Raw genomic sequence first — 21,630 nt, 5'->3', positions numbered from 1 at the left:
CGGCGCGTTCCAGGCTCGTTCTATGCGTTCACACGCGTACATCCGCACTTGTACATCCACACTTGTACATTCGTACGAATGCATCGCGCCCCGGGATACGGGGAAGTCTACGAAGCGGCCGACCGTCAGCAACGATACCGGCACACCGGGCGGCCCCCACGGGACGGGGGCGCGGCCGGAAGGTAGCGTCTGGGGAGGATCGACCTGGGACCACCGTCCATCGCGGGGAACGCCTTGCGTACGCGGGGCGTTGATCTGGGATGGGTACGTGATGGTCCGGGGCGGTTGTCCTGGGCACACGTGCTTGGGGCGCCGGCCCTGCTGCTACGAAGGCTCGGGGCCGCCAGTCCTGAGTGCCGGACCTGCTGTACGAACGCTCGGGGCATCGGTCCCGGGCACCCACGCACGGGGCGCGAGCCCTCGATGGAACGGTCGACTGCCCGGGGCGCGAGTCACGGGCAGGCACGAAAGCTCTGTGGACACTCCGCCCGCCAGAACCACCAAGGGGAAGACGCACACCTGATGCCGGACCGCAGTCTCCGACTCCCTCCGCTCCTGCTGCGCGAGCGGCGCCCTTCGCCTGTGCCGCCGCGGGAAGGCGGGGGCACGCCCGGCTCCGACCCTTCGGGTGAGCGGGGCTCGGCCGAAGGGAACGGGGCCTCGGGCGGACAGGGCCCGGACACGCCTCCGTCGGGCTCTCCTTCCTCGGGCTCAGGCTCCCCTTCCTCGGGGGGCTCAGGCTCCCCCTCCTCGGGCTCGGACGACAATCCGTTCGCTCCGCCGCCGGATGGGACGCCCGACCGGCCATGGCAGCCACGGCGGCCCGCGAACGGGCAGGGCTCGGAGGGTTCGGGCGAGCACGGTGAGTCCGGCGAGTCCGGCGGGCCTGCCGGGCAGTCCCCGTGGGGCAGCCAGTGGAGTGACCGGCAGCCCGGGCCGTCCAACGGCGGCGGTTTCGGCGACCGCCCCGGTGCGCCGCAGGGACAGGGACAAGGCCAGGGCGGCCAGGAAGGGCCCGGCAGTGGTCCGGGCACCGGTTCGCGCTGGGACCCGACGGACCCGGCCCAGCGCCGCGCCCGGTTCGCGCTGCTCTCCGGTATGTGGGCGTTCTTCTTCGCCCTCTTCAACTGGCCGTACGTGGCCCTGCTGCTCGGCGCGCTCGCCCTCTACTGGGGCATCAGCGCCCTGCGCGCCAAGCCCCGCACCCCGGATCCGGACAGCCCGGCCCCTGACCCGGCGAACGCCCGCCCCCAGAAGTCCGCCGCGGTGAGCGGCCTGGTCACCGCATCCCTTGCCATCGCCATGGTCGCCGCCGGCTTCGCCGCCCAGCTCGTCTACAGCGACTACTACTCCTGCACCAACGACGCCCTCACCAACGTCGCAAAACAGTCCTGCAACGACCTTCTGCCGAAGGATTTGCGGGGGATTTTGGGGACGCAGGGGTAGATGTGGGGGGGCGGGCCTTGGCTTTTTCGCCCCCTCCGCCCCTACCCGTCCCTTCCTTCCGGGGCTACGCCCCGTTTCAGCCCGTCCGGCGTTGAGGACGAGGACGTCCAGGCCGAACCGGGGGTCTGGGGGCGCAGCCCCCAGGTACGGGACGGGTAGGGGCGGAGGGGGCGAAAAACCCCGAGGCCCGCACCCGCATCCCCACCCCCCACGTCTCAACCCGGTTCCCCCGGTTCCCCCGGTTCCCCCGGCTCCCCCGGCTCCCTCAGCTCCACAGGAGCGGACGCCTCCTTCAGCGCCGCCCAGCGGGCCTCACGGGGCGCATCCTCGCGCCACGGAGACCCCACGCTGTCGGAGGGCAGGAGGTCGTACGGCTCGTCGAAGCCGGAACCCTGCATCTGCCCCTGGGCCTGCGCCTGCCCCTCGGCCTGGTCCCCCACCCGCCCCGGAGCGTCCACCACCCGGTCACCACCGGCCCGCTTCCTCCACGAGAACCACGACGGCCACCGCACCCTCGGCGACCACACCCTCGGCACCCGAACCCGAGGCACCCGCCGCCCCCAAACTCGCACCCTCCACCCCCGCACCCCCACCACCACAGGAACCCCCACCCCCACAACCCACAACACCACCGCACCCCCCACCTGCCACCACACCGGCCCGAAATGGGCCAACCCCGCAACCCCGAGCGCCCCCCCGGCCATCCCGGCCAGCACCGCGAACACACCCCCGCACAACCCGGCCGCGACCAGCACACCGCCAACGGCCCGCCCCCGAGACCACACCACCCCGCTCCCCGCCTCGCCCCCCGGCACCGCCCAAGCCACCACGAACCACGCCACCGTCACCCCCGCGGCCACCGGCACCACCCCGCTCACCCAGCTCAACGGCGTCCCCGCCCCCTCCGGCACAGCCGCCAGCAGCGGAAAGGCCGGCAGCAGCGAACCGGGCACCGCCGAGGACAACGGCCCCGCCACCTGCCCAGCCCCCAGGACAACCCCGGGCCCGAGCCCGTACGACGCCCCCCACACCGCGGCGTTCGGCACGAGCGCCACGCACAGCAGCAGTACGGCGAACCGCCCCGACCACACCTCGGTGAGCTGAAGGAAGGAACCGCGGGCCGCACCCCCGTGCCACACCAACGACACGGCCACGAGCAACGCCCCTCCCCCGACCAGCACCGCCACCCCGGCCCCGGCGGCCCGCGCCGCGCCGCCGAGGAACCGACGGGCATCCGGCGCGAGCGCATGGGCGTCGACGTGTCGGCGTACACCCGTAGGCAGGGCATCAAGAACCCGGCGCACCCAAGCGGGCATGGGCCCACGAGGATGCCCGTACGCCGTCCACACCCCCGCCCCCGCCGCGCCCGCGGCAAGCAGCGGCAGGCACACGGCGGTCGACACCCAGGAGGGCCGCAACTCCCCGCCCGAGGCATACAGCGCGGCGGCCCCACCGACGGACAGATAGCCGGCCACGACCCCCGCCCAAGCCGTACGGGGGGCCGCTTCTGACTCGTCATCAGCCGCGTCGCGCCCCGCCCGGTACAGCAGCCACACCGGCAGCATGACGAGGAGCAGCGGTGTGACACCCACCGGCATGGGCACTCCGGAGAGGGTGTCGGTGCGGACGAGTTCGACGCCGTGGGCCAGCAGCCAGAGGGCCGCGGCCATGTGCAGCGCGCCGCCCGGTCCACTGTCGGGGTACGGGGAGCTGATCCACAGCACCATGACGAGTACGGCGAACGAGCCGAGTCCGAGCCCCGCCGCGAGGGCGCCACCCAGGAGGCTGGCGGCCAGTCCGGGGGATCGGTCGCGCATCCGGGTGAGCAAGGGCGACAACGACAGCCTGCGGTCGGTCATTTGGGTCACGCCCGTCATGCTCCCAACGACACGCGCTTTCTCGTCGTAACAGGCGAACCTCGGATGTGTCGCTCAATATACGGTTATGTACTTTTTCGTACGAAGGGGCGCGCTGTGGAGTCCGAGCTGACACAGAGCCCTGCGCCCCAGCTGCCATCCCCCAAGGAACGCCGCCGCCTGCGCGAGGCCAAGTCGCTGAGCCAGGCCGACGTTGCCGCCAGAGTGGGCGTCACCCGCGAGACGGTGCGCTCTTGGGAGTCCGGCCGTACGACGCCGCGCGGCCGCAAACGGGGAGCGTACGTGAGACTGCTGACCGCGCCGGATCCGGCGACGACCGCCGACGTCGCAGACGAGACCGAGACCGACGTCGTAGACGAGTCCGAGGTGACCGCCCGTCAGGAGCCGGTCCCCAAAGCCGAAACCGAAACCGAAGCCGAGTCCACAGCCGAAGCCACCCACGAGGGTGAAGGCGAGAGCGAGAGTGGGAGGGAAAGCGAGGGCAAGAGCGAGGGTGAACCCGAACCCAGAACTCCGGCTCCCCCGCCCCCGTCCCTGACGCCCCCTCAGGCCTTCGACGCCCTCTACGCGTTCTGCACCCCCGCCCTCGTACGGCAGACGTACCTGCTCACCGGACGGCGCGAGCTGGCGCGCGAGTCCGTGGAGCGGGCGTTCCAACTGGCCTGGCACCGCTGGCCCGAGGTGGCCGTGGACCGGGATCCGGCCGGGTGGGTGCGGGCGACGGCGTACGAGTACGCGCTCTCCCCCTGGCATCGGCTACGCCCCGGGCACCGGCAGCCGGAGGCGCCGCCCGCCGATCCGGCGGACCGCGCGCTGCTCGACGTATTCCTGAAGCTGCCGCCGGTGTACCGGCGCACGCTGCTGCTGTACGACGGGATCGGGCTCGACCTGCCGGAGACCGCGGCCGAGACGGAGGCGAGCACGCCCGCGGCGGCCAACCGGCTGCTGCACGCGCGCGAGGCCGTCGCCGCGCGCCTGCCGGAGCTGGCCGCTCCCGACGAACTGCACCGGCGTCTGAGCGTCCTCGCCGCCACGGAGCGGCTGCGCGCGGCGAAACCGCGCACCGTCCGGTACGGCAGCGAACACCGCGCCCGCACCTGGACCCGCGCCGCCATCGCCTTCACGGTCCTGCTCATCGGTGCCACCTCGCTGACCCTGCAAACGGCCCCGGACCACTACGAGCCCCCGATGGCGCCCGGCGCGACCGTCCGCGGTCTGCCGCCCCGGGCCGCCCCCGGCCCGCTCTCCGACGAGCAACTGGAACTGCACGCCTTCCTCAAGTCCCAGACGGTGAGCGGCCCGGAGAGGCTGGTACCGGAGACCCGCTGAGTACGCGGACGGGCCCGCACCCCGATGGGGGTGCGGGCCCGTCCGTGCGTTCGGCCCAGGAGTATCAGCTATCAGCTATCTGCTATCTGCTGTCAGCTGTTGAGGCTGTGCCTAGTTGCCGAGAATGGCGCGCGCGAGCTTCGCCGTCTCGGTCGGCGTCTTGCCGACCTTGACGCCTGCGGCCTCGAGGGCCTCCTTCTTCGCGGCGGCCGTGCCGGAGGAGCCGGAGACGATGGCGCCGGCGTGGCCCATGGTCTTGCCCTCGGGCGCGGTGAAGCCCGCGACGTAGCCGACGACCGGCTTCGTCACGTTCTTCGCGATGAATTCCGCGGCACGCTCCTCGGCGTCGCCACCGATCTCACCGATCATCACGATCAGGTCGGTGTCGGGGTCGGCCTCGAACGCGGCGAGCGCGTCGATGTGCGTCGTGCCGATGACCGGGTCGCCACCGATGCCGACGGCGGAGGAAAAGCCGATGTCACGGAGCTCGTACATCATCTGGTACGTCAGCGTGCCGGACTTCGAGACCAGGCCGATGCGGCCCGGCTTCGTGATGTCGCCCGGGATGATGCCGGCGTTCGACTGGCCCGGGGTGATGAGACCGGGGCAGTTCGGGCCGATGATGCGGGTCTTGTTGCCCTTCGACTTCGCGTACGCCCAGAAGGCGGCGGAGTCGTGGACGGCGATGCCCTCGGTGATGACGACCGCGAGGGGGATCTCGGCGTCGATGGCCTCGACCACGGCGGCCTTGGCGAAGGCCGGCGGTACGAAGAGGACGGATACGTTCGCACCCGTCTTCTCGATCGCCTCGGCGACCGTGCCGAAGACCGGGATCTCGGTGCCGTCGAAGTCGACCGACGTGCCCGCCTTGCGCGGGTTGACGCCGCCGACGATGTTCGAGCCGTCGGCCAGCATGAGCTTGGTGTGCTTCATGCCCGTGGCACCGGTCATGCCCTGGACGATGACCTTGCTGTCCTTGTTGAGGAAGATAGCCATGGCGGTTGTTTCCCTCGTCCCTTACTTCGCAGCCGCGAGCTCGGCGGCCTTGTCGGCCGCGCCGTCCATGGTGTCCACGCGCTGCACGAGCGGGTGGTTGGCGTCCGAGAGGATCTTGCGACCCAGCTCGGCGTTGTTGCCGTCGAGGCGCACGACGAGGGGCTTGGTGACTTCCTCGCCCTTGTCCTTGAGCAGCTGGAGGGCCTGGACGATGCCGTTGGCGACCTCGTCACAGGCGGTGATGCCACCGAAGACGTTGACGAAGACGGACTTGACGTCCGGGTCGCCGAGGATGATCTCCAGGCCGTTCGCCATCACCGCCGCGGACGCGCCGCCGCCGATGTCGAGGAAGTTGGCCGGCTTCACGCCACCGTGGTTCTCACCGGCGTACGCGACGACATCGAGGGTCGACATGACCAGACCGGCGCCGTTGCCGATGATGCCGACCTCGCCGTCGAGCTTGACGTAGTTGAGGTTCTTCGCCTTGGCTGCGGCCTCGAGCGGGTTGGCCGCGTCCTTGTCCTCGAGCGCGGCGTGGTCCGGCTGGCGGAACTCCGCGTTCTCGTCCAGGGACACCTTGCCGTCGAGGGCGATGACCTTGCCGGAGGCGACCTTGGCGAGGGGGTTGACCTCGACCAGGAGGGCGTCCTCCTTGATGAAGGTGTCCCACAGGGTCACGAGGATCTCGGCGACCTGCTCGGCGACCTCGGCCGGGAACTTCGCCTGGGCGACGATCTCGCGGGCCTTCTCGATGCTCACGCCCTCATTGGCGTCGACCGGGACCTTCGCGAGGGCCTCGGGGTTCTCCTCCGCGACGACCTCGATCTCCACGCCGCCCTGGACGGACGCCATGGCGAGGAACGTGCGGTTGGTGCGGTCGAGGAGGTACGAGACGTAGTACTCCTCGACGATCTCGGGCGCGGTCTCGGCGATCATCACCTTGTGGACCGTGTGGCCCTTGATGTCCATGCCGAGGATGTCCGTCGCCCGGGCGACGGCCTCGTCCGGGGTGGCGGCGAGCTTGACGCCGCCGGCCTTGCCTCGGCCACCGACCTTCACCTGCGCCTTGATGACGGACTTGCCGCCAAGACGCTCGGTCGCCTCGCGGGCTGCCTCAGGCGTGTCAATGACTTCACCGGCCAGCACCGGTACACCGTGCTTGGCGAAGAGGTCCCTCGCCTGGTACTCGAACAGGTCCACGCGCGTCCGTCCCTATCAGTGATCTCGCGGTTCGTTGTCTGCGTGGGCGTGCCGCGAAGGGCAACGTGACGTCCGCTGTCACAAGGGTGGCGCACACGATGTCCGAGCGCGCGGCATGTCCGTCTCGCAGGTTATCGCCGCCGGACGCGGGTCCCTAAATCGCAGGTCACACCTGAGCGGTGATACCTGTCACAGAGCGGGCCGGGACGGGGCCTCACCGGGCTGGGGCAGGGCCTCACCGGGCTGGGTTTGCCCGGTGAGGCCCCTTGAACAGCCCGGGAGGGGGCCCAGGGCGCTTGGTCCCCACCCCAATGGGGACCAACCGGCCCTTCCGCGGGCTTCCGGTTCGGACGGGCCGAAGGCTTCGACCGTCCGGGTTCATCGACCCGCGGAGTCAGGGCCTCCGCACGACGGAATCGACAGAATCGACGGGGTCACCGTACGGAGGGAAAGGAGGGGCGAGAGCGGAGAGCGCAGAAAGGGAGCGCTCCGTGCACGGCGGCGGCTGCTGCCTCCGCCCGGTGATCAGATGGGGCCCGGACAGCGGGCAGACCTGTACCGCTCGTCAAACGAGCTGAGCAGGAGGGGCTGTCTAGCCGGGGAAAACGGGAATGTCCCGGAACCTGTCCCGGGTCTCGGCCACAGTCACGGCCGCGGACGCGCCGGGCACGAGCCGCAGCGGCACCAGGTGGTGAGGAGTGACGGCATGCGCGTCACCGTGTCGCGGGCCGCCGTTGTCGGCCGCCGACTGTTGGGCAGGCACGCCGGTCGGGTCGCCGGGGGGCGCTTGGTGCGCGGGGGCGGGCGCGTGTGCGAGCGCGTGTGCGTGTGCCTGTGCCTGTGCCTGTGCCTGTGCCTGTGCCTGTGCCTGTGCCTGTGCCTGTGCCTGTGCCTGTGCCTGTGCCTGTGCGAGGCGAACGCCTTGGTCGCCCCGGGGCGCACCGGCGCTTCCGGCCCGCCGCGTGCCGACGTGGTCGGGCCCGTACGCCGACTGGGCGCCCGCGACAGCCTGCCGCTGTCCCTTTTCGCCCTCGTCAGCCGTACCCGACGCGTCTTCCGCCGCCCCGCCCGACTGCGGCGAAGGCGAACCGGCGGCGGGCGGAGTCGGGCCACCTCCGCCAGGGAGCGTCGGCAGACCAGGCAGGGACGGCGGCACTTCCCCCGGGACGTCGCCGGGGACTTCGGTCAGGGCATCGGTCAGAGCATCGGTCAGAGACTCAGTCAGGGCTTCGATCAGCTCGCCGGTAACCGTCTCAACCAGGTCACCGACCGGCTGCACGACATCGCGGACGGCGCCGGTGACCTGGGTCTGGACGGTGCCGGTGATGCGAGTCCGGAGGGCATCGGTCACGGGCGTGACCGTGCTCGACGGGTCCGAGCTGCCCTCAGGGGCCGAACCGCCCGGCTTTACGAGCTGCTCCACCGAACTCGTCACGGACTTCGCCACGGACTTCGTCACAGAACTCGTCACCGGCTGAACGACCGGTGTCGGAGTCGTCGGCACTTTCCCGTCCGCCGCGAGCGCCTGCCCACCGAAGAGAAGCCCGAGAACGAACAACCCACCCACCAGCAGTACCACTTGCAGCACACGCCGTCCGACCGCAAGGCGCGTCACGCGCAGAGCGGCACCGGGCAGCACGCCTGCCAAAGCCAAGGGAGAGGCTCTTCCGTGTGAAGGGTGCGAAATGAAGGGTGCGAAGACGCATCGATCCTCGCACGAGGCTCCCGAGGCCACGCAAGTCCCCTCTTACTGACGGGTGTTCACGCCCGGCCTTACCGATGGATCTTCAAGTTCGGTCCCACTCACAAGTGTTCACGTCGGCTCATGCCTGGAGTCACAACTCCCGGTCTCACAACTCCTGGTCGTACAACTCCTGGTCGCACAACTCCTCACCTGGTGTCCGGTATCGGCAACGGACGTTTCTCGACAGCCGCCGCCATCACCTCGGGAAACAGATCGGGCGTGCAGGCGAACGCCGGCGCGCCCAGCGCCGCGAGAGCCGCCGCGTGCTCACGGTCGTACGCCGGTGCCCCCTCGTCGGACAGCGCGAGCAGCGTCACGAACTGCACCCCCGACGCCTTCATCGCCGCGACCCGCTTGAGCATCTCGTTCCGTATCCCCCCTTCGTAGAGGTCGCTGATGAGCACGACGACCGTGTCGGCGGGCCGGGTGATCTGCGACTGGCAGTACGCGAGCGCCCTGTTGATGTCCGTACCGCCGCCGAGCTGCGTGCCGAAGAGGACGTCGACCGGGTCGTCGAGCTGGTCGGTGAGGTCGACGACGGCCGTGTCGAAGACGACGAGCCGGGTGGCGATGGACCGCATGGACGCGAGGACGGCGCCGAAGACGGAGGCATAGACGACGGAGGCCGCCATCGACCCCGACTGGTCGATGCAGAGGATGACCTCCTTCTTCACGGACTGCGACGCGCGCCCGTAGCCGATCAGCCGCTCGGGCACGATCGTGCCGTACTCGGGCAGGTAGTGCTTCAGGTTCGCCGCGATGGTGCGGTTCCAGTCGATGTCGTGGTGGCGGGGCCTGCTGATCCGGGCGCTGCGGTCGAGGGCGCCGGTGAGCGTGGCCCGGGTGCGGGTGGCGAGCCGCTTCTCCAGGTCCTCGACGACCTTCCGTACGACGGCCCGCGCGGTCTCCTTGGTCGTCTCCGGCATCGCCTTGTTGAGGGAGAGGAGTGTGCCCACCAGGTGGACGTCGGCCTCCACCGCCTCCAGCATCTCGGGCTCCAGCAGAAGGGCGGACAGTCCGAGCCTGTCTATGGCGTCCCGCTGCATGATCTGGACGACGGACGACGGGAAGTACGTCCGGATGTCCCCGAGCCAGCGCGCGACGGACGGCGCGGACGCCCCGAGCCCCGCCGAACGATCCCGCCCCGCCTGCCCCTTGCCCCCTTTCCCGTACAACGCGCCGAGCGCCCCGTCCATCGCGGCGTCCTGCCCGGTGAGAGCGCACCCGGTGCCGTCCGCCTCGTCGCCCCCGAGCACAAGCCGCCACCGCCGCAACCGCTCGCCCGTAGCGCCGGTCGCGTCGGTCACGCCCGTGGTGCCGGCCACGCTGGTCGCGTCGGTCGTGTCGGTCTCTGCGACTACGTCGGCCGCGGCCACCGGTGCGGTCATCGGTACGGTCATCGGGCCACCTCCACAAGGTCGTTGTCGTCACTCACCCGGTCGCCGACTGCGGCGTCGTCGCTGTCGCCGTCGGATTCGTCCAGCCCGAGCAGCAGGCGCAGCACCGGCAGTACGGCGTCCGCGCGCTCGAGGTCGAGCTCGGGAGCGAACCCGGGTATCCCGGAGGCCGCGACCATGGCGCCGCCTCTCGCCCCTGGGCCACGCCTGATCAGCTCGCCCAACGTTCGGCGCACTCCGGCCTCGTATGCCGAGAACGTCCGCCGCAGCAAAGGCAGCACATCGGTGAACGCATCCACCGGTACCCCGGTCAGCCATGCGTCCACCAGCCCGAGCAGCCGCTCGTCGTGCAGGAGCAGCATTCCGCCCCCGGAGCCACCCCCGACGAACCCCTCGATCCACGCGGCGGCGTCCCCCGGCGCCGTCCCGGGCGACAGCACAAGCCCCATGAGCCGGGCGGCCTCGTCCTGCGCCAACTCGCCCTCGTCCAGCAGCAGTCGTACCGCCCGTCCGCGGATCACCCCTGGCACGGTGTCCCGCCCGGCCAACACCCTGAGCACGGAGTGCCAGCGGCCGCGTATGCCGCGGGATGCCGGTCTGCCGTCGGGTGACGCAGTCCGGTCGGGTGACGCAGTCCCACCGGATGACGAGCCGCCGTCAGGCGACGGGCCACCGTCGGATGACGGGTTGCCGTCGGAAGACGGGTTGCCGTCGGAAGACGGGTTGCCGTCGGAAGACGGGTTGCCGTCGGAAGACGCGCTGCCGTCGGAAGACGCGCTGCCGCCCGCCTCCGCCAGCAACCCCACCGCCCCCTGCACCCCGTCCACATGGCGCCGCATCTCCTCGGCGGCCTCGGCGTCGAGAGCCGTGCAGGCCGGCGGGAGTCCTACGAAGATCCGCTCGGCGAGGCCCGCCGCGACGTCGTTGAGGGCGTGTGTGTCGGTGCCGCGTACGTCGCCGTAGCGCAGGGAACGGACCAGTGCGGGCAGGGCCTGGGCGAGGTGTCCGACATCGGCGTCGAGGGCCGCCCGGTCGGCGAGGACCCGCATGACCACGGGCAGCGCGTCCGGGAGTTCGGCGAGGAGGCAGCGCTCGGCGAGTGCCGTGACATCGGCCAGGGAGCTCGCGCCGATGGCGTCCGCGTCGGCCTTGGCGGTCGCCGCGGAGAGAACGGTGGTCCCCCACACCCCGGCCTCGGCGACCCGCACGGACAGCTCAGGCTCCCAGCGCAACCGCCAGCTCTCGCGGAAGGTTCCGGTGCTGCCGCGCGACGCGACGGGCTCGGCCCAGCTGATGGCCAGCAGCCGCAGCCGGTGCAGGAGTCTGCTCCGCCCGGCGTCGGTCTCCTTGCGCAGGTCGAGCTCCAACTCCCGCTCCGGCGCCTCCGGTTTGAGCCGCAGCCTCCGCTGAAGCCGCGCGAGGTCGCGCTGCAACGGCACCGCAGGTGCGGATTCCGGCACCTCCCCCATCACGTCCCCGACCACGAGCCGGTCCCGCACGAGTGCCAACGGCACGTCCGAGCCCTCGCACATCACGGCCCGTACGGCATCGGTGGTCTCGGTCAGCCCCGGCAGCGGGCGGCCGCGCATCGCGGCGAGCGTGTCGGCCAGCCGCACCGCCTCGATGACGTGCGCGGACGAGACCATCCGGTCCTCGTCGCGCAGCAGCCGGGCGACCTTCGTCATCCAGCGCTCGACCGGGCGGTCGAGGGCGCCGAACAGATGCCCGTACCATCCCGGCGAGTCGATGCCCGCCCCATAGCCACTGACTCGGGAAAGCCGACGGTGCGTCCACGGCACCCATGTCATGTCGGCCTTGGCCTTTGGCAGCCCCTTGAGCAGCGCCCGGTCGGCGCCGGCGGTGGTCTTCTCCCGCAGCGCCGGGACATGCCAGGCCCCGCACACCACGGCCACCTCGTCTCCGAACTCCCGCTGCGCCGACCGCACCTGAAGCCGCATGTACGCCTCGCGCAGGAGATCCCGCTCGTGCCCACCGACTCCGTACGCCTCCCGCAGCGCCCCCATCGCCTCCCCGAGCACGGCGAACGGCGCGAAGGGATCGCCTCCCGCCCCGTCCCGGTGCTCGACGACGTCCTCCCACCACCGCTCGGGATCGTCATAACCGGCGGTCTCGGCCAGCACGGCGAGGGGGTCGACGCGGACGGCTTCCGAGGGGAGCTCCTCCCCGTCCTCCTTCGAGGTGACCTCTTCTTGCCCCCAGGCCAGCGTGTGGGTCGCCGGAAGGTCGATGAACCGGGCCGGAACCCCGTGATCCAGCGCCCAACGGATCGCCACCCACTCGGGGGAGAACTCGGCCAGTGGCCAGAAGGCCGAGCGACCGGGCTCGTCCACGACATGGGCGAGGAGTGCGACCGGGGGCCGCATGTCCTGGTCGGCGGCGAGCGGGATGAGATCGTCGGCCTCCGGGGGCCCCTCGATCAAAACGACCCGGGGAGCCGCCGCCTCGAGTGCGGCCCGCACAGCCCGCGCGGATCCCGGCCCGTGATGCCGCACGCCGAGCAGCAGCGGCCCCCGGCCGGGTGCGCCTCCCCCCTGCGGCCGCCTGTCGATGTCCGTCACACGATCCCTCTCGGTGTCGACGTGCCCGGCGCCCTCCCCCTGAACTCCACTCATACGCTCACCTCCCGGCAGGCTCGGTAGAAGTCCTTCCAGCCGTCCCGCTCGCGGACGACCGCCTCCAGGTACTCCTGCCAGATGACACGGTCGGCCGCCGGGTCGCGGACGACGGCGCCGAGGATGCCGGCGGCGACGTCACTCGCCCGCAGGACGCCGTCCCCGAAGTGAGCCGCCAGCGCAAGACCGTTGGTGACGACGGAGATCGCCTCGGCGGTGGACAGCGTGCCGCTGGGTGACTTCAGCTTCGTACGCCCGTCGGCCGTGACTCCGTCGCGCAGCTCGCGGAAGACGGTGACGACACGGCGGATCTCGTCGATGCCGTCGGGCGCGGCGGGCAGGTCGAGGGAGCGGCCGAGCTGGTCGACGCGGCGCGAGACGATGTCCACCTCGGCGTCGGCGCTCTCCGGCAGGGGCAGCACGACCGTGTTGAAGCGGCGGCGCAGCGCGCTCGACAGTTCGTTGACCCCGCGGTCGCGGTCGTTGGCCGTGGCGATCACGTTGAAGCCGCGGACGGCCTGCACCTCCGAGCCCAATTCCGGTATCGGCAGCGTCTTTTCCGACAGGATCGTGATGAGGGTGTCCTGCACATCGGCGGGGATACGGGTCAGCTCCTCGATCCGCGCCGTCATCCCTTCCGCCATGGCGCGCATGACCGGGCTCGGCACCAGGGCGGCCCGGCTCGGCCCGTGCGCGAGCAACTCCGCGTAGTTCCAGCCGTACCGGATCGCCTCCTCCGGCGTGCCGGCCGTGCCCTGCACGAGCAACGTGGAGTCGCCGCTGACCGCCGCGGCCAGATGCTCGGACACCCAGGTCTTCGCGGTGCCGGGCACTCCGAGCAGGAGCAGCGCACGGTCGGTGGCGAGCGTGGTGACAGCGACCTCGACGATGCGGCGCGGACCCACGTACTTGGGTGTGATCACCGTGCCGTCCGGCAGCGTGCCACCTTGCAGATACGTCGCCACGGCCCACGGCGAGAGCCTCCAGCGGGCCGGTCGGGGCCGGTCGTCCTGAGCGGCCAGCGCGGCGAGTTCGGCGGCGAAGGCGTCCTCGGCGTGTGGCCGCAACACCTCACCCGCGTTGTGCGGGGCCGCTCCCACGGGCGGATTGACGGACGTCGACTCACTCGGCTCAACGGACACAGACATGGCTAGGTCCCCCTCCAGCTCGGCCGGTTCGATCGGTTGGTTCGATCGGCCGGTTCGGACTGGTTCCACCGTGCACCACGCCACTGACAATGCGATCTGAGCTGCACAAACGCACTCGCGAGAGTCGATTGTCAGTGGTGGGACCTACCTTCGATGACATGACTCAGCAGGGGGTGCGCTGGACTGCGGATCAGGTGCTGGCACTGGCGCCTGACGCAGCGTCACGCAAAGCGGGAAGCAAGCTCGGCGCGACCGGGCCGTGGTCGGAGGCAGGCAGTTCTGACGAGGGGACGGTATGGGGACTGTGCGCGGGAAGTGGCAGCAAGCCGTATCAGACGGTCATCGATATCGCGGACTCCACCGGGCCCGCGTACAAGTGCAGTTGCCCCAGCCGCAAGTTCCCGTGCAAGCACGCTCTCGGGCTGCTGCTGCTCTGGGCGGGCGAGGAGGGCACGGTGCCGCGGGGGCCCGCGCCGGACTGGGCGGAGCAGTGGATAGAGGGGAGACGACAGCGCGCGGCGGAGAAGGCGACGACGACGGGCGGGGCATCTGGGACGGCCTCGTCGGGTGATCCGGAGGGAGCGCGGCGCCGGGCGGAGCGGCGGGCCGAGCGGGTCACCGCGGGCGCGGCGGAGTTGGAGCAGCGGTTGGCGGATCTGCTGCGGGGCGGTCTGGCCGGAGCCGAGCAGTCGGGGTACGGGCTGTGGGAGGAGACAGCGGCCCGGATGGTCGACGCGCAGGCACCTGGACTGGCCGCGCGGGTGCGGGAGTTGGGATCAATCCCGTCGTCCGGCCCGGGCTGGCCGGTGCGGCTCCTGGAGGAGTGCGCGCTGCTCCACCTTCTCGACCAGGGCTGGCTGCGGCGCGAGCGACTGCCGGACGGCCTTGCCACGACGGTCCGTTCGCGGATCGGGCTGCCCGGCTCGGCCGACGGCCCACCGGTGCGCGACCACTGGCTGGTCCTCGCCCAGTACGACACGGCGGACAGCCGTCTCACCACACGCCGGATCTGGCTGCACGGATCGGAGTCCGGCCGCACCGCCCTGCTCCTCTCCTACGGAGCCGCAGGCCGCGCACCGGAACTGGCTCTGCCCGTCGGGCTGGCCTTCGAGGCGGAGCTGTCCGCGTACGCCGGCGCCGGGCAATTGCGAGCGGCGCTGGGCGAAAGGTTCACACCACCAACCCCCACCACGACACGGCCACCAGGAGTCTCAACAACCCAGGCGGCGGCCCACTACGGCGAGGCCCTGCGAGCAGATCCCTGGCTCGACTCCTACCCCGTCACCCTGGACCGGGTCATACCGACTCCGGACGGCGGCACAACCTCAGCCTCAGCCGCAGCCCCAGCACGCTGGCAACTGGCCGATGCCGACGGTGACCTGGCCCTGCCCATCACCCCGGCGCTCCGCTCCCTCCCCGGTCTGTGGCGCCTCGCCGCCCTCTCCGGCGGCGCTCCCCTCACCGTTTTCGGCGAGTGCGGCCACCACGGCTTCACTCCGCTGACGGCCTGGCCGGAGGGCCCGGGGGAGGCGGTGCCGCTGTGCTGACCACCTCCGTACGGAAAGGATGCCGACGCTCATGAACACGACCTCTGTTTCCGCGGGCGCACCCGCTGGGGACTCCTGGGAGGACCTCGTCACCGTGGCGCTGCTCGGGACCGAGCGGCGTACGCCTCCAGGGTGCGGGCCGGGGCAGGACGCACCGATGGTCTTGCTGGACGCGGCCGCCGTGGAGACGTTGCGGCGGCGGGCCGGGGTGCGGCCGACGCGGGCGGCAACCCGGCCGGAACGAACGGCGCCGGATCCACGCCCGCCCCTGCCGCCCGCCGCGGCGCACAGACTCACCCTGTTGCTGACGGACCGGCCCGGCACCGGAGGCGGCGGCCGCAGAGGAGCGGCACCGGACCTCATGGAACTGCTGCCGCAGTGGCTCGCCCTGGCCAACGCGCGCGGCTTCGCGGCACCCCCGCAAGCCCTGCCCGCGCTCCTCGACGCGGCCCGGGGCCGTACGGATCTACGCCCGGCCGCACTGACCTTCGCCGGGCCACGCGCCCTGTGGCTGGCAAGGCTGAACCCGGACTGGCGCTTCGCACTGCGCTCCATTCCGGGCGGCGGTACGGCGCTCCCGGACCCCACTGAACCTGAGCACATACAACAGCTCTGGCAGGAAGGCCTGTTCGCCGAGCGGGTCGCGCTGCTCACGGCGATACGGACCCGACAACCCGCGGCCGCACGCGAACTGCTCGCCACGACATGGGCAACCGAGCGGGCCGAGGACCGCCTGATGTTCCTCGACTCACTGCGGTCGAAGCTGGGCGCGGCCGACGAGCCTTTCCTGGAACGGGCGCTCGCCGACCGTAGCCGCAACGTACGTGCGACGGCGGCGGAGTTGCTGTCCGCACTACCGGAATCGGCGCTCGCCGCGCGGATGGCGGCCAGAGCGGGTTCGTGCGTGGCCGTCGACCGCACCCGGGGCACCCCCACGATCGTGGTCGAGGCACCGCACGAGTGCGACCCGAGCATGGAGCGGGACGGTGTGGTGCCGAAGGCTCCCGCCGGTCGAGGTGAACGGTCCTGGTGGCTGGGCCAGTTGGTCGAGGCGACGCCGCTCGCGACCTGGCCGCGACGACTGGGCGGACGTACACCGGAGGACATCGTCGCCCTGCCCGTGGCGGACGACTGGCAGGGAGAGCTGCATGCCGCCTGGTGCCGGGCCGCGGTGCGCCAGCGGGATCCTGGGTGGTCCAGGGCACTCCTCGGGGCGCCTTCCGCCCCGGAGGCCGGGGGACCGGGCGCGGTGTCTCTGGCGGAGCGCTCGAAACTCCTCGCCACGCTGGGCTCCGCCGAGCGGGCCGAGTGGGTGGCCGGGTTCATCGGCACGCACGGGTTGTCCGAGGCGTTTCAGTTGCTCGGGGTGTGTGCGGTGCCCTGGGCGGGGCCGTTGGGGCGGGCGGTGGTAGACGCGCTCAATATCGCGCGGGACGCGGGGAGTTACCCCTGGAGCTTCAGTGGGGTCATGGGGCTGGCTGAGCGTTGCCTCGACCCTGCGGAGGCCGTACGGCTCGAAGCGCTGACGGGCGTCCCCGACGAGCCGGAACACGCCGCCCCAGGCGCCGGCGGCTACTGGTCCGAGGCCTTCCAACGCCTCGTCACCACCCTGCGCCTACGCGCCACGATGACCAGAGAACTCACCCCACCCACCCCGACGTAAAGGAGTTTCCTCGCCCCCTCCGCCCCTACCCAACCCGTACCTGGGGCTGCCGCCCCCAGACCCAATCGGCCTGAACGGCCTCGTCCTCAAACGCCGGACGGGCTGAGACTGCCTGGCCGGAGCTGAAGAGTGCAGCCACCAAGGGTGGGTGAGAGTGGGAGCGCGGGTGGGTGGGGGATCGGGCCGACGGCACCCCGCCCTCGAACGCCCCGCCTGGCCGAAGACCGGTGGCCGAGCCGAAGACCGCCCAGCCGGAGGTGAAGAGCGCTCCCCGGCCGGAGTTGAGGAGCCCTCCCCGCCGGAGCCGGAAGGCGCTACTGCGCGGCCCGCAGCCGAAAGACCACGGAAGGGGGCGTGCCGGTACGTCCACATGCCCGTCGCGTACGTTCGCGTCACCGGACCCGTCGCATCCTGCCCAACGCCTGATCCGGCGGCGACGGGCGGGACGTACCGGCACGCCCCCGACCCACCCACAACCCGGACAGCGGCACGCACCCGACACACAAGGCGCCCCCGCCAGAACTACGCTCCGGCCGGCTGCCGAACATTCGCCCGCACCCAGTCCACGATCGCCCCAGTGGTCGCCCCCGGCGTAAAGATCTCCGCGACCCCCTTCTCCTTGAGCGGAGCAATGTCCGCCTCGGGAATGATGCCGCCGCCGAAGACCTTGATGTCCTCCGCGTCGCGCTCCTTCAAGAGGTCGATGACGGCTGAGAACAGCGTGTTGTGGGCGCCGGACAAGATCGAGAGGCCGATCGCGTCGGCGTCCTCCTGGATCGCGGTGTCGACGATCTGCTCAGGAGTCTGATGGAGCCCGGTGTAGATGACCTCCATACCAGCGTCACGCAGCGCCCGCGCGATCACCTTTGCCCCGCGATCGTGGCCGTCGAGCCCCGGCTTGGCCACCACCACGCGGATCGGACCGGCTGCCACACCCATCACTGCCTCCATGAACCGACTACGCCAACAACCTGCACCAACACACACCGACAGATATCGCACAATCCGTCACTCAGTGCACCATGCCCGCACCAGCCGCACACCAGAAACACGACCGCGGCACAGCCACCCCGCACCGCCCCGGCCGACCCCGGCCGAAGAAGTGAACGAACGTTATCCCCAGCATCCCGCAACCGGCAGTTTCGCGGTGGATACCGAGGGGGAAATCACACGTGGGACAAGTTCGCCGCGCACCGCTCCGGGTTCCTGCGGCACACGCACCGCATGGACCCGCGGCGCATGGATCACAGCCGGAGCCTGCGCAAGGAGAGCCGCTATCAGGTGGCCACACCACGGCGTCGTCAGCGGGACACCGCGGTGGTGGGGCACATCGGCGATGGCACGACAGCGGGGAGCCAGACCCGTACGAGGACGACCAGGACCGAGGACCCCGCCGCACACCGGAGGAGCCCACCGTCGCACAGAGGGCGACGGCAGGAACCCAAGTCACCCCGACGGAACGGACCCCCGTCGCGTCACCGGCGCCCCACGCGCCACAGACGCACCGTCGCGACACCACCGACACCGGCCGAACGACCGCCGAGCCGAACCCGGCCCGGCGTCGAACAGGCCTCGGCCCGGCCTCGACCCGGCCTCGACCCGGCGTCGAGCCGACGTCGACCGAGCCGCCACCCGCATACGCGACGCTCCACGAGTGCACACGGGGGACAGAGCCGTCCCCCGCGTGCCGACAGGAGGTCGGCCATGAAGGTCACCAGGGCAGCGTTGCCCCTTCTTCCGCTCTGCCAGCGCCTGTTTCCAAGCAGACTGGCAGGACTCTCGTTGGTCCTCCTGAAGGCGACGGCCCTGGAGATCGCGATCCTCGCCGGGCACCTCCTCCTCTACCCCTCGGGCATGACCCAGGAGCGCCGCGCCGCCCCGACGCCCCCCTCACCGGACACCCCCCGGCTGCCCACGGAGGCCAAACCCCCCGTCGTCCTCCTCCACGGCTTCATCGACAACCGCTCGGTCTTCGTCCTGCTGCGCCGCAACCTCGCCCAACACGGCAGGCAGCACATCGAATCGCTCAACTACTCGCCGCTGACCTGCGACATCCGCCCCGCCGCGGAGCTGCTCGGCCGGCATATAGAGGAGATCTGCGAGCGCACCGGTCAGGACCGCGTGGACATCGTCGGGCACAGCCTCGGTGGACTGATCGCGCGTTACTACGTGCAGCGCCTCGGCGGTGACGCGCACGTACGGACCCTCGTCACGCTCGGCACACCGCACTCGGGCACCCGCGTGGTCCCGTTGATGAACGCGCACCCGATCGTCCGTCAGATGCGCCCGGGCTCCGAGGTGATCGAGGAACTGCGCATGCCCGCGCCGGGCTGTCGTACGCGTTTCGTGAGCTTCTGGAGCGACCTCGACCAGCTGATGGACCCGCTGGAGACGGCATGCGTCGACCACCCCGACCTGCTCGCGCAGAACGTCCGGGTGAGCGGTGTCGGACACCTCGCCCTGCCCGTACATCCCGCCGTCGCGGCCGGCATACGGCAGGCACTCGACACCGAGGAACCGATGGCCCATGCCGCCACCCCCACCAGTGAGGGCCTGACAGTCGCCTGATGGCATCGCGACAGCCGCCCCGTAGAGCCCGCTGAGAGCGAGCCGAGAGCGGGCCAAGAGCTGCCTGACAGCGACCGGACAGCCGTCAGCAATCGAACGCCGCTCGAACGCCAGGCCAAGGCCGTGCCCGCAGTCCCCCGAAACACCGCCGAATGCCCGTTTCCTGCGAGGGGGAAACCTGCGGAAGATTGTCGCGCCCGCGTACTGCCGGGTACAGTCACCGCACTGCTCTGCCAGCCCCTGTTGTCGGCGAAAGAGAAGTTGGTGAACGACCGTCCTCCGTCGGGGATTGCCACTCCCCCGGCCCCGGCTTCCGATGCCGCGTCGACGCACTACGCGTCGTACGGCGGGCAGGAAGCCCAGTACGGCGACTTCACCACGTACGACAACAGTTACCCCGCACCTGGTTTTGAAACAGGCGCCAACGCCACGTATGCGACAGGGCACTTCGAAACGCCGGCCTTCGAAACGGCGAGCTTCGCGACCGATCCCCTCTTCGGCGACATGCCGGGCGACGGCACGGATTCGTACGACGCCACGCAATGGAGCACTGGCGGCACGGGCAGCCACCAAACACTGAATACCGGCAGCACCGGCAGCACCGGCAGCCACCAGACGCTCAACTACGACCCGTACGCGGCGCAGCACCAGGCCGCGTACGACACCGGCAGCTACGAAACGACCGCCTGGGCGGCCGGTTACCAGCAGCTCACCGATATGCCCGCGCAGCATCCGAACGCGGACGCCTCGGGCCAGTGGGACGCGAACGCCTGGCTCCATCCCGAGCAGCCGGCCGACCAGACCCAGCAGTGGAGCGCACCCACCCAGGACACGGGCGCGTACGACGCCACGCAGTGGAACAGCGCCGGTGGACACGACGCGTACGAACACGAACACCCGCAGCCCGAGTCCTACGAGCATCAGCAGCAGCCCGAGCCCCTCGACCAGCAGGCGACCTCGACCTTCGAGCAGGTCCCGTACGAGCAACCCGCCGCCGCGGAGGACGAGTTCGAGAGCCCGGCCGACAGTCGCGACACGCGCGATGAGCCCGAGGCGCCGCTGCTGCTCGACGACATGGAAGAAGTGACCCCGGCCCCGCGCACGCGGCCCGTGTCGCGGTCCGCCGCCCGCTCCCGTCGCCGTAGCCCCGCGAAGCGTTCCGCGCTGCTGACCGTGGCCGTTCCCTCGGCCTGTGTGATGGGGGTCGCGGGGATCGCCGCCGCCTCGGTGGTGAGCGTCGACGGGGACGAGACCAAGAACACGACACTCAGCGCGTCCGACGCGACCGCGGTGCAGCCGTCCACCGCGAACAACAAACTGGACACTCAGCTTGAGAGTCTCTCCGCGGGCGCCGACGACTTCGCCGACCGGGCGAGCCGCACGCAGGAACGTATCGACCTCGAGGCAGAGCAGGAAGCCGAGCGGAAGAAGGCGGCGGAGGCTGCCGCGACCAAGGAGCGGCTGCGTCCGAAGTTCGCGCTGCCGGTGGCGCAGCACGGGCTCAGCGCCTACTTCGGCCAGGCGGGCGTCAACTGGATGTCGATCCACACGGGCATCGACTTCCCGGTGCCGTACGGCACGACGGTGATGGCCGCGACCGACGGGACCGTCCGGACGCAGTGGAACAGCGCGTACGGCAACATGATGATCGTGACCGCGAAGGACGGCACGGAGACGTGGTACTGCCACCTCTCCAGCTACCAGGTCGCGTCCGGCACGACCGTGAAGGCCGGTGACCCGATCGCGAACTCCGGGAACTCCGGCAACTCCACCGGCCCGCACCTGCACTTCGAGGTCCGCCCGGCAGGCGGCTCGGCGATCGACCCGCTGCCGTGGCTGCGCAGCCACGGCCTGGACCCGACGTAACCCACCAGGCCTTCGCCCGAACTCGCCCTGCCTCACCAGACCCCGCCTGGCCCCGCCGTAACCGGCGGATCCCGTAGCCGATTAGCCCCCGCCCGGGCCCGCCCTACCTCATCAGACCCCCGGCCTGGACCCGACGTAACCCACCAGGCCTTCGCCCGAACTCGCCCTGCCTCACCAGACCCCGCCTGGCCCCGCCGTAACCGGCGGATCCCGTAG

At 71.1% G+C, this 21,630-nt stretch carries 15 protein-coding genes; 7 read left to right on the top strand and 8 right to left on the bottom strand.

The features are described 5' to 3' along the window. Nucleotides 1-522 precede the first annotated feature (522 nt). Nucleotides 523-1,446 carry a hypothetical protein gene (locus AB0N66_RS21135; protein WP_365437106.1) on the top strand — a complete coding sequence of 308 codons (924 nt, stop codon included), beginning with the start codon at nucleotides 523-525 and terminating at the stop codon, nucleotides 1,444-1,446. Nucleotides 1,447-1,661: 215 nt separating this feature from the next. Here the strand turns inward: AB0N66_RS21135 and AB0N66_RS21130 are convergent, their stop codons facing one another. Then, complete coding sequence (locus tag AB0N66_RS21130; RefSeq protein ID WP_365437103.1) at nucleotides 1,662-3,323, bottom strand: DUF6350 family protein; 1,662 nt, start codon at nucleotides 3,321-3,323, stop codon at nucleotides 1,662-1,664. Between the two features lie 108 nt (nucleotides 3,324-3,431). Between AB0N66_RS21130 and AB0N66_RS21125 the strand changes: the two genes are divergently transcribed. Next, nucleotides 3,432-4,652 carry a helix-turn-helix domain-containing protein gene (locus AB0N66_RS21125; protein WP_365437513.1) on the top strand — a complete coding sequence of 407 codons (1,221 nt, stop codon included), beginning with the start codon at nucleotides 3,432-3,434 and terminating at the stop codon, nucleotides 4,650-4,652. A 111-nt stretch (nucleotides 4,653-4,763) separates the two neighbouring features. Here the strand turns inward: AB0N66_RS21125 and sucD are convergent, their stop codons facing one another. From sucD to AB0N66_RS21110, 3 genes are all read right to left on the bottom strand, one after another. After that, the gene (gene sucD, locus AB0N66_RS21120) at nucleotides 4,764-5,648 is read right to left on the bottom strand and encodes a succinate--CoA ligase subunit alpha (protein ID WP_365437100.1); all 885 of its coding nucleotides are present in this window, start codon (nucleotides 5,646-5,648) and stop codon (nucleotides 4,764-4,766) included. A 21-nt stretch (nucleotides 5,649-5,669) separates the two neighbouring features. Further along, nucleotides 5,670-6,848: an ADP-forming succinate--CoA ligase subunit beta gene (sucC, locus tag AB0N66_RS21115; RefSeq protein WP_365437097.1), complete on the bottom strand. Its 1,179-nt coding sequence runs from the start codon at nucleotides 6,846-6,848 to the stop codon at nucleotides 5,670-5,672. A 592-nt stretch (nucleotides 6,849-7,440) separates the two neighbouring features. Beyond that, the gene (locus tag AB0N66_RS21110) at nucleotides 7,441-8,199 is read right to left on the bottom strand and encodes a hypothetical protein (RefSeq protein ID WP_365437094.1); all 759 of its coding nucleotides are present in this window, start codon (nucleotides 8,197-8,199) and stop codon (nucleotides 7,441-7,443) included. A 4-nt stretch (nucleotides 8,200-8,203) separates the two neighbouring features. Between AB0N66_RS21110 and AB0N66_RS21105 the strand changes: the two genes are divergently transcribed. Beyond that, on the top strand, nucleotides 8,204-8,326 hold the full coding sequence (locus AB0N66_RS21105) for a hypothetical protein (RefSeq protein ID WP_365437091.1): 123 nt from the start codon (nucleotides 8,204-8,206) through the stop codon (nucleotides 8,324-8,326). Between the two features lie 412 nt (nucleotides 8,327-8,738). Here the strand turns inward: AB0N66_RS21105 and AB0N66_RS21100 are convergent, their stop codons facing one another. The 3 genes from AB0N66_RS21100 to AB0N66_RS21090 all read right to left on the bottom strand — a co-directional run bounded on the left by AB0N66_RS21100 (nucleotide 8,739) and on the right by AB0N66_RS21090 (nucleotide 13,770). Continuing rightward, nucleotides 8,739-9,917: a VWA domain-containing protein gene (locus AB0N66_RS21100; RefSeq protein ID WP_365437510.1), complete on the bottom strand. Its 1,179-nt coding sequence runs from the start codon at nucleotides 9,915-9,917 to the stop codon at nucleotides 8,739-8,741. Nucleotides 9,918-9,988: 71 nt separating this feature from the next. After that, nucleotides 9,989-12,622 carry a DUF5682 family protein gene (locus tag AB0N66_RS21095; RefSeq protein ID WP_365437088.1) on the bottom strand — a complete coding sequence of 878 codons (2,634 nt, stop codon included), beginning with the start codon at nucleotides 12,620-12,622 and terminating at the stop codon, nucleotides 9,989-9,991. Next, on the bottom strand, nucleotides 12,619-13,770 hold the full coding sequence (locus AB0N66_RS21090; RefSeq protein ID WP_365437085.1) for an AAA family ATPase: 1,152 nt from the start codon (nucleotides 13,768-13,770) through the stop codon (nucleotides 12,619-12,621). Before AB0N66_RS21090 ends, AB0N66_RS21095 begins: the two co-directional genes overlap by 4 nt. Before the next feature lie 158 nt (nucleotides 13,771-13,928). Between AB0N66_RS21090 and AB0N66_RS21085 the strand changes: the two genes are divergently transcribed. Both AB0N66_RS21085 and AB0N66_RS21080 read left to right on the top strand, forming a co-directional pair. Beyond that, a complete protein-coding gene (locus AB0N66_RS21085; protein WP_365437082.1) occupies nucleotides 13,929-15,317 on the top strand; it encodes an SWIM zinc finger family protein in 1,389 nt (462 codons plus the stop codon). A gap of 31 nt (nucleotides 15,318-15,348) precedes the next feature. After that, nucleotides 15,349-16,980 (top strand): DUF5691 domain-containing protein, encoded by a 1,632-nt coding sequence (locus AB0N66_RS21080; RefSeq protein WP_365437079.1) that lies wholly within the window; start codon nucleotides 15,349-15,351, stop codon nucleotides 16,978-16,980. 522 nt (nucleotides 16,981-17,502) lie between these two features. On the opposite strand, the gene AB0N66_RS21075 is transcribed toward AB0N66_RS21080, so the two are convergent. Further along, nucleotides 17,503-17,919: a cobalamin B12-binding domain-containing protein gene (locus tag AB0N66_RS21075; RefSeq protein ID WP_365437076.1), complete on the bottom strand. Its 417-nt coding sequence runs from the start codon at nucleotides 17,917-17,919 to the stop codon at nucleotides 17,503-17,505. A 765-nt stretch (nucleotides 17,920-18,684) separates the two neighbouring features. Here AB0N66_RS21075 and AB0N66_RS21070 point away from each other — a divergent pair. After that, nucleotides 18,685-19,548, top strand: a complete 864-nt coding sequence (locus tag AB0N66_RS21070) for an alpha/beta fold hydrolase (protein ID WP_365437074.1) — start codon at nucleotides 18,685-18,687, stop codon at nucleotides 19,546-19,548. Nucleotides 19,549-19,812: 264 nt separating this feature from the next. Beyond that, the gene (locus AB0N66_RS21065) at nucleotides 19,813-21,414 is read left to right on the top strand and encodes a peptidoglycan DD-metalloendopeptidase family protein (protein WP_365437071.1); all 1,602 of its coding nucleotides are present in this window, start codon (nucleotides 19,813-19,815) and stop codon (nucleotides 21,412-21,414) included. Nucleotides 21,415-21,630 lie beyond the last annotated feature (216 nt).

Origin of the sequence: Streptomyces sp. NPDC093544, assembly GCF_040683495.1 — a bacterium.
Taxonomy (GTDB): Bacteria; Actinomycetota; Actinomycetes; order Streptomycetales; family Streptomycetaceae; genus Streptomyces.
This window is presented reverse-complemented; position numbering and strand designations above follow the sequence as displayed.

What these genes read in the sequence shown, in the direction of transcription:
- sucD (WP_365437100.1), bottom strand. Translation starts at nt 5,648, where the DNA reads ATGGCTATCTTCCTCAACAAGGACAGCAAGGTCATCGTCCAGGGCATG.
- AB0N66_RS21085 (WP_365437082.1), top strand. Translation starts at nt 13,929, where the DNA reads ATGACTCAGCAGGGGGTGCGCTGGACTGCGGATCAGGTGCTGGCACTG.
- AB0N66_RS21130 (WP_365437103.1), bottom strand. Translation starts at nt 3,323, where the DNA reads ATGACGGGCGTGACCCAAATGACCGACCGCAGGCTGTCGTTGTCGCCC.
- AB0N66_RS21075 (WP_365437076.1), bottom strand. Translation starts at nt 17,919, where the DNA reads ATGGGTGTGGCAGCCGGTCCGATCCGCGTGGTGGTGGCCAAGCCGGGG.
- AB0N66_RS21070 (WP_365437074.1), top strand. Translation starts at nt 18,685, where the DNA reads ATGAAGGTCACCAGGGCAGCGTTGCCCCTTCTTCCGCTCTGCCAGCGC.
- AB0N66_RS21080 (WP_365437079.1), top strand. Translation starts at nt 15,349, where the DNA reads ATGAACACGACCTCTGTTTCCGCGGGCGCACCCGCTGGGGACTCCTGG.
- AB0N66_RS21090 (WP_365437085.1), bottom strand. Translation starts at nt 13,770, where the DNA reads ATGTCTGTGTCCGTTGAGCCGAGTGAGTCGACGTCCGTCAATCCGCCC.
- AB0N66_RS21135 (WP_365437106.1), top strand. Translation starts at nt 523, where the DNA reads ATGCCGGACCGCAGTCTCCGACTCCCTCCGCTCCTGCTGCGCGAGCGG.
- AB0N66_RS21095 (WP_365437088.1), bottom strand. Translation starts at nt 12,622, where the DNA reads ATGAGTGGAGTTCAGGGGGAGGGCGCCGGGCACGTCGACACCGAGAGG.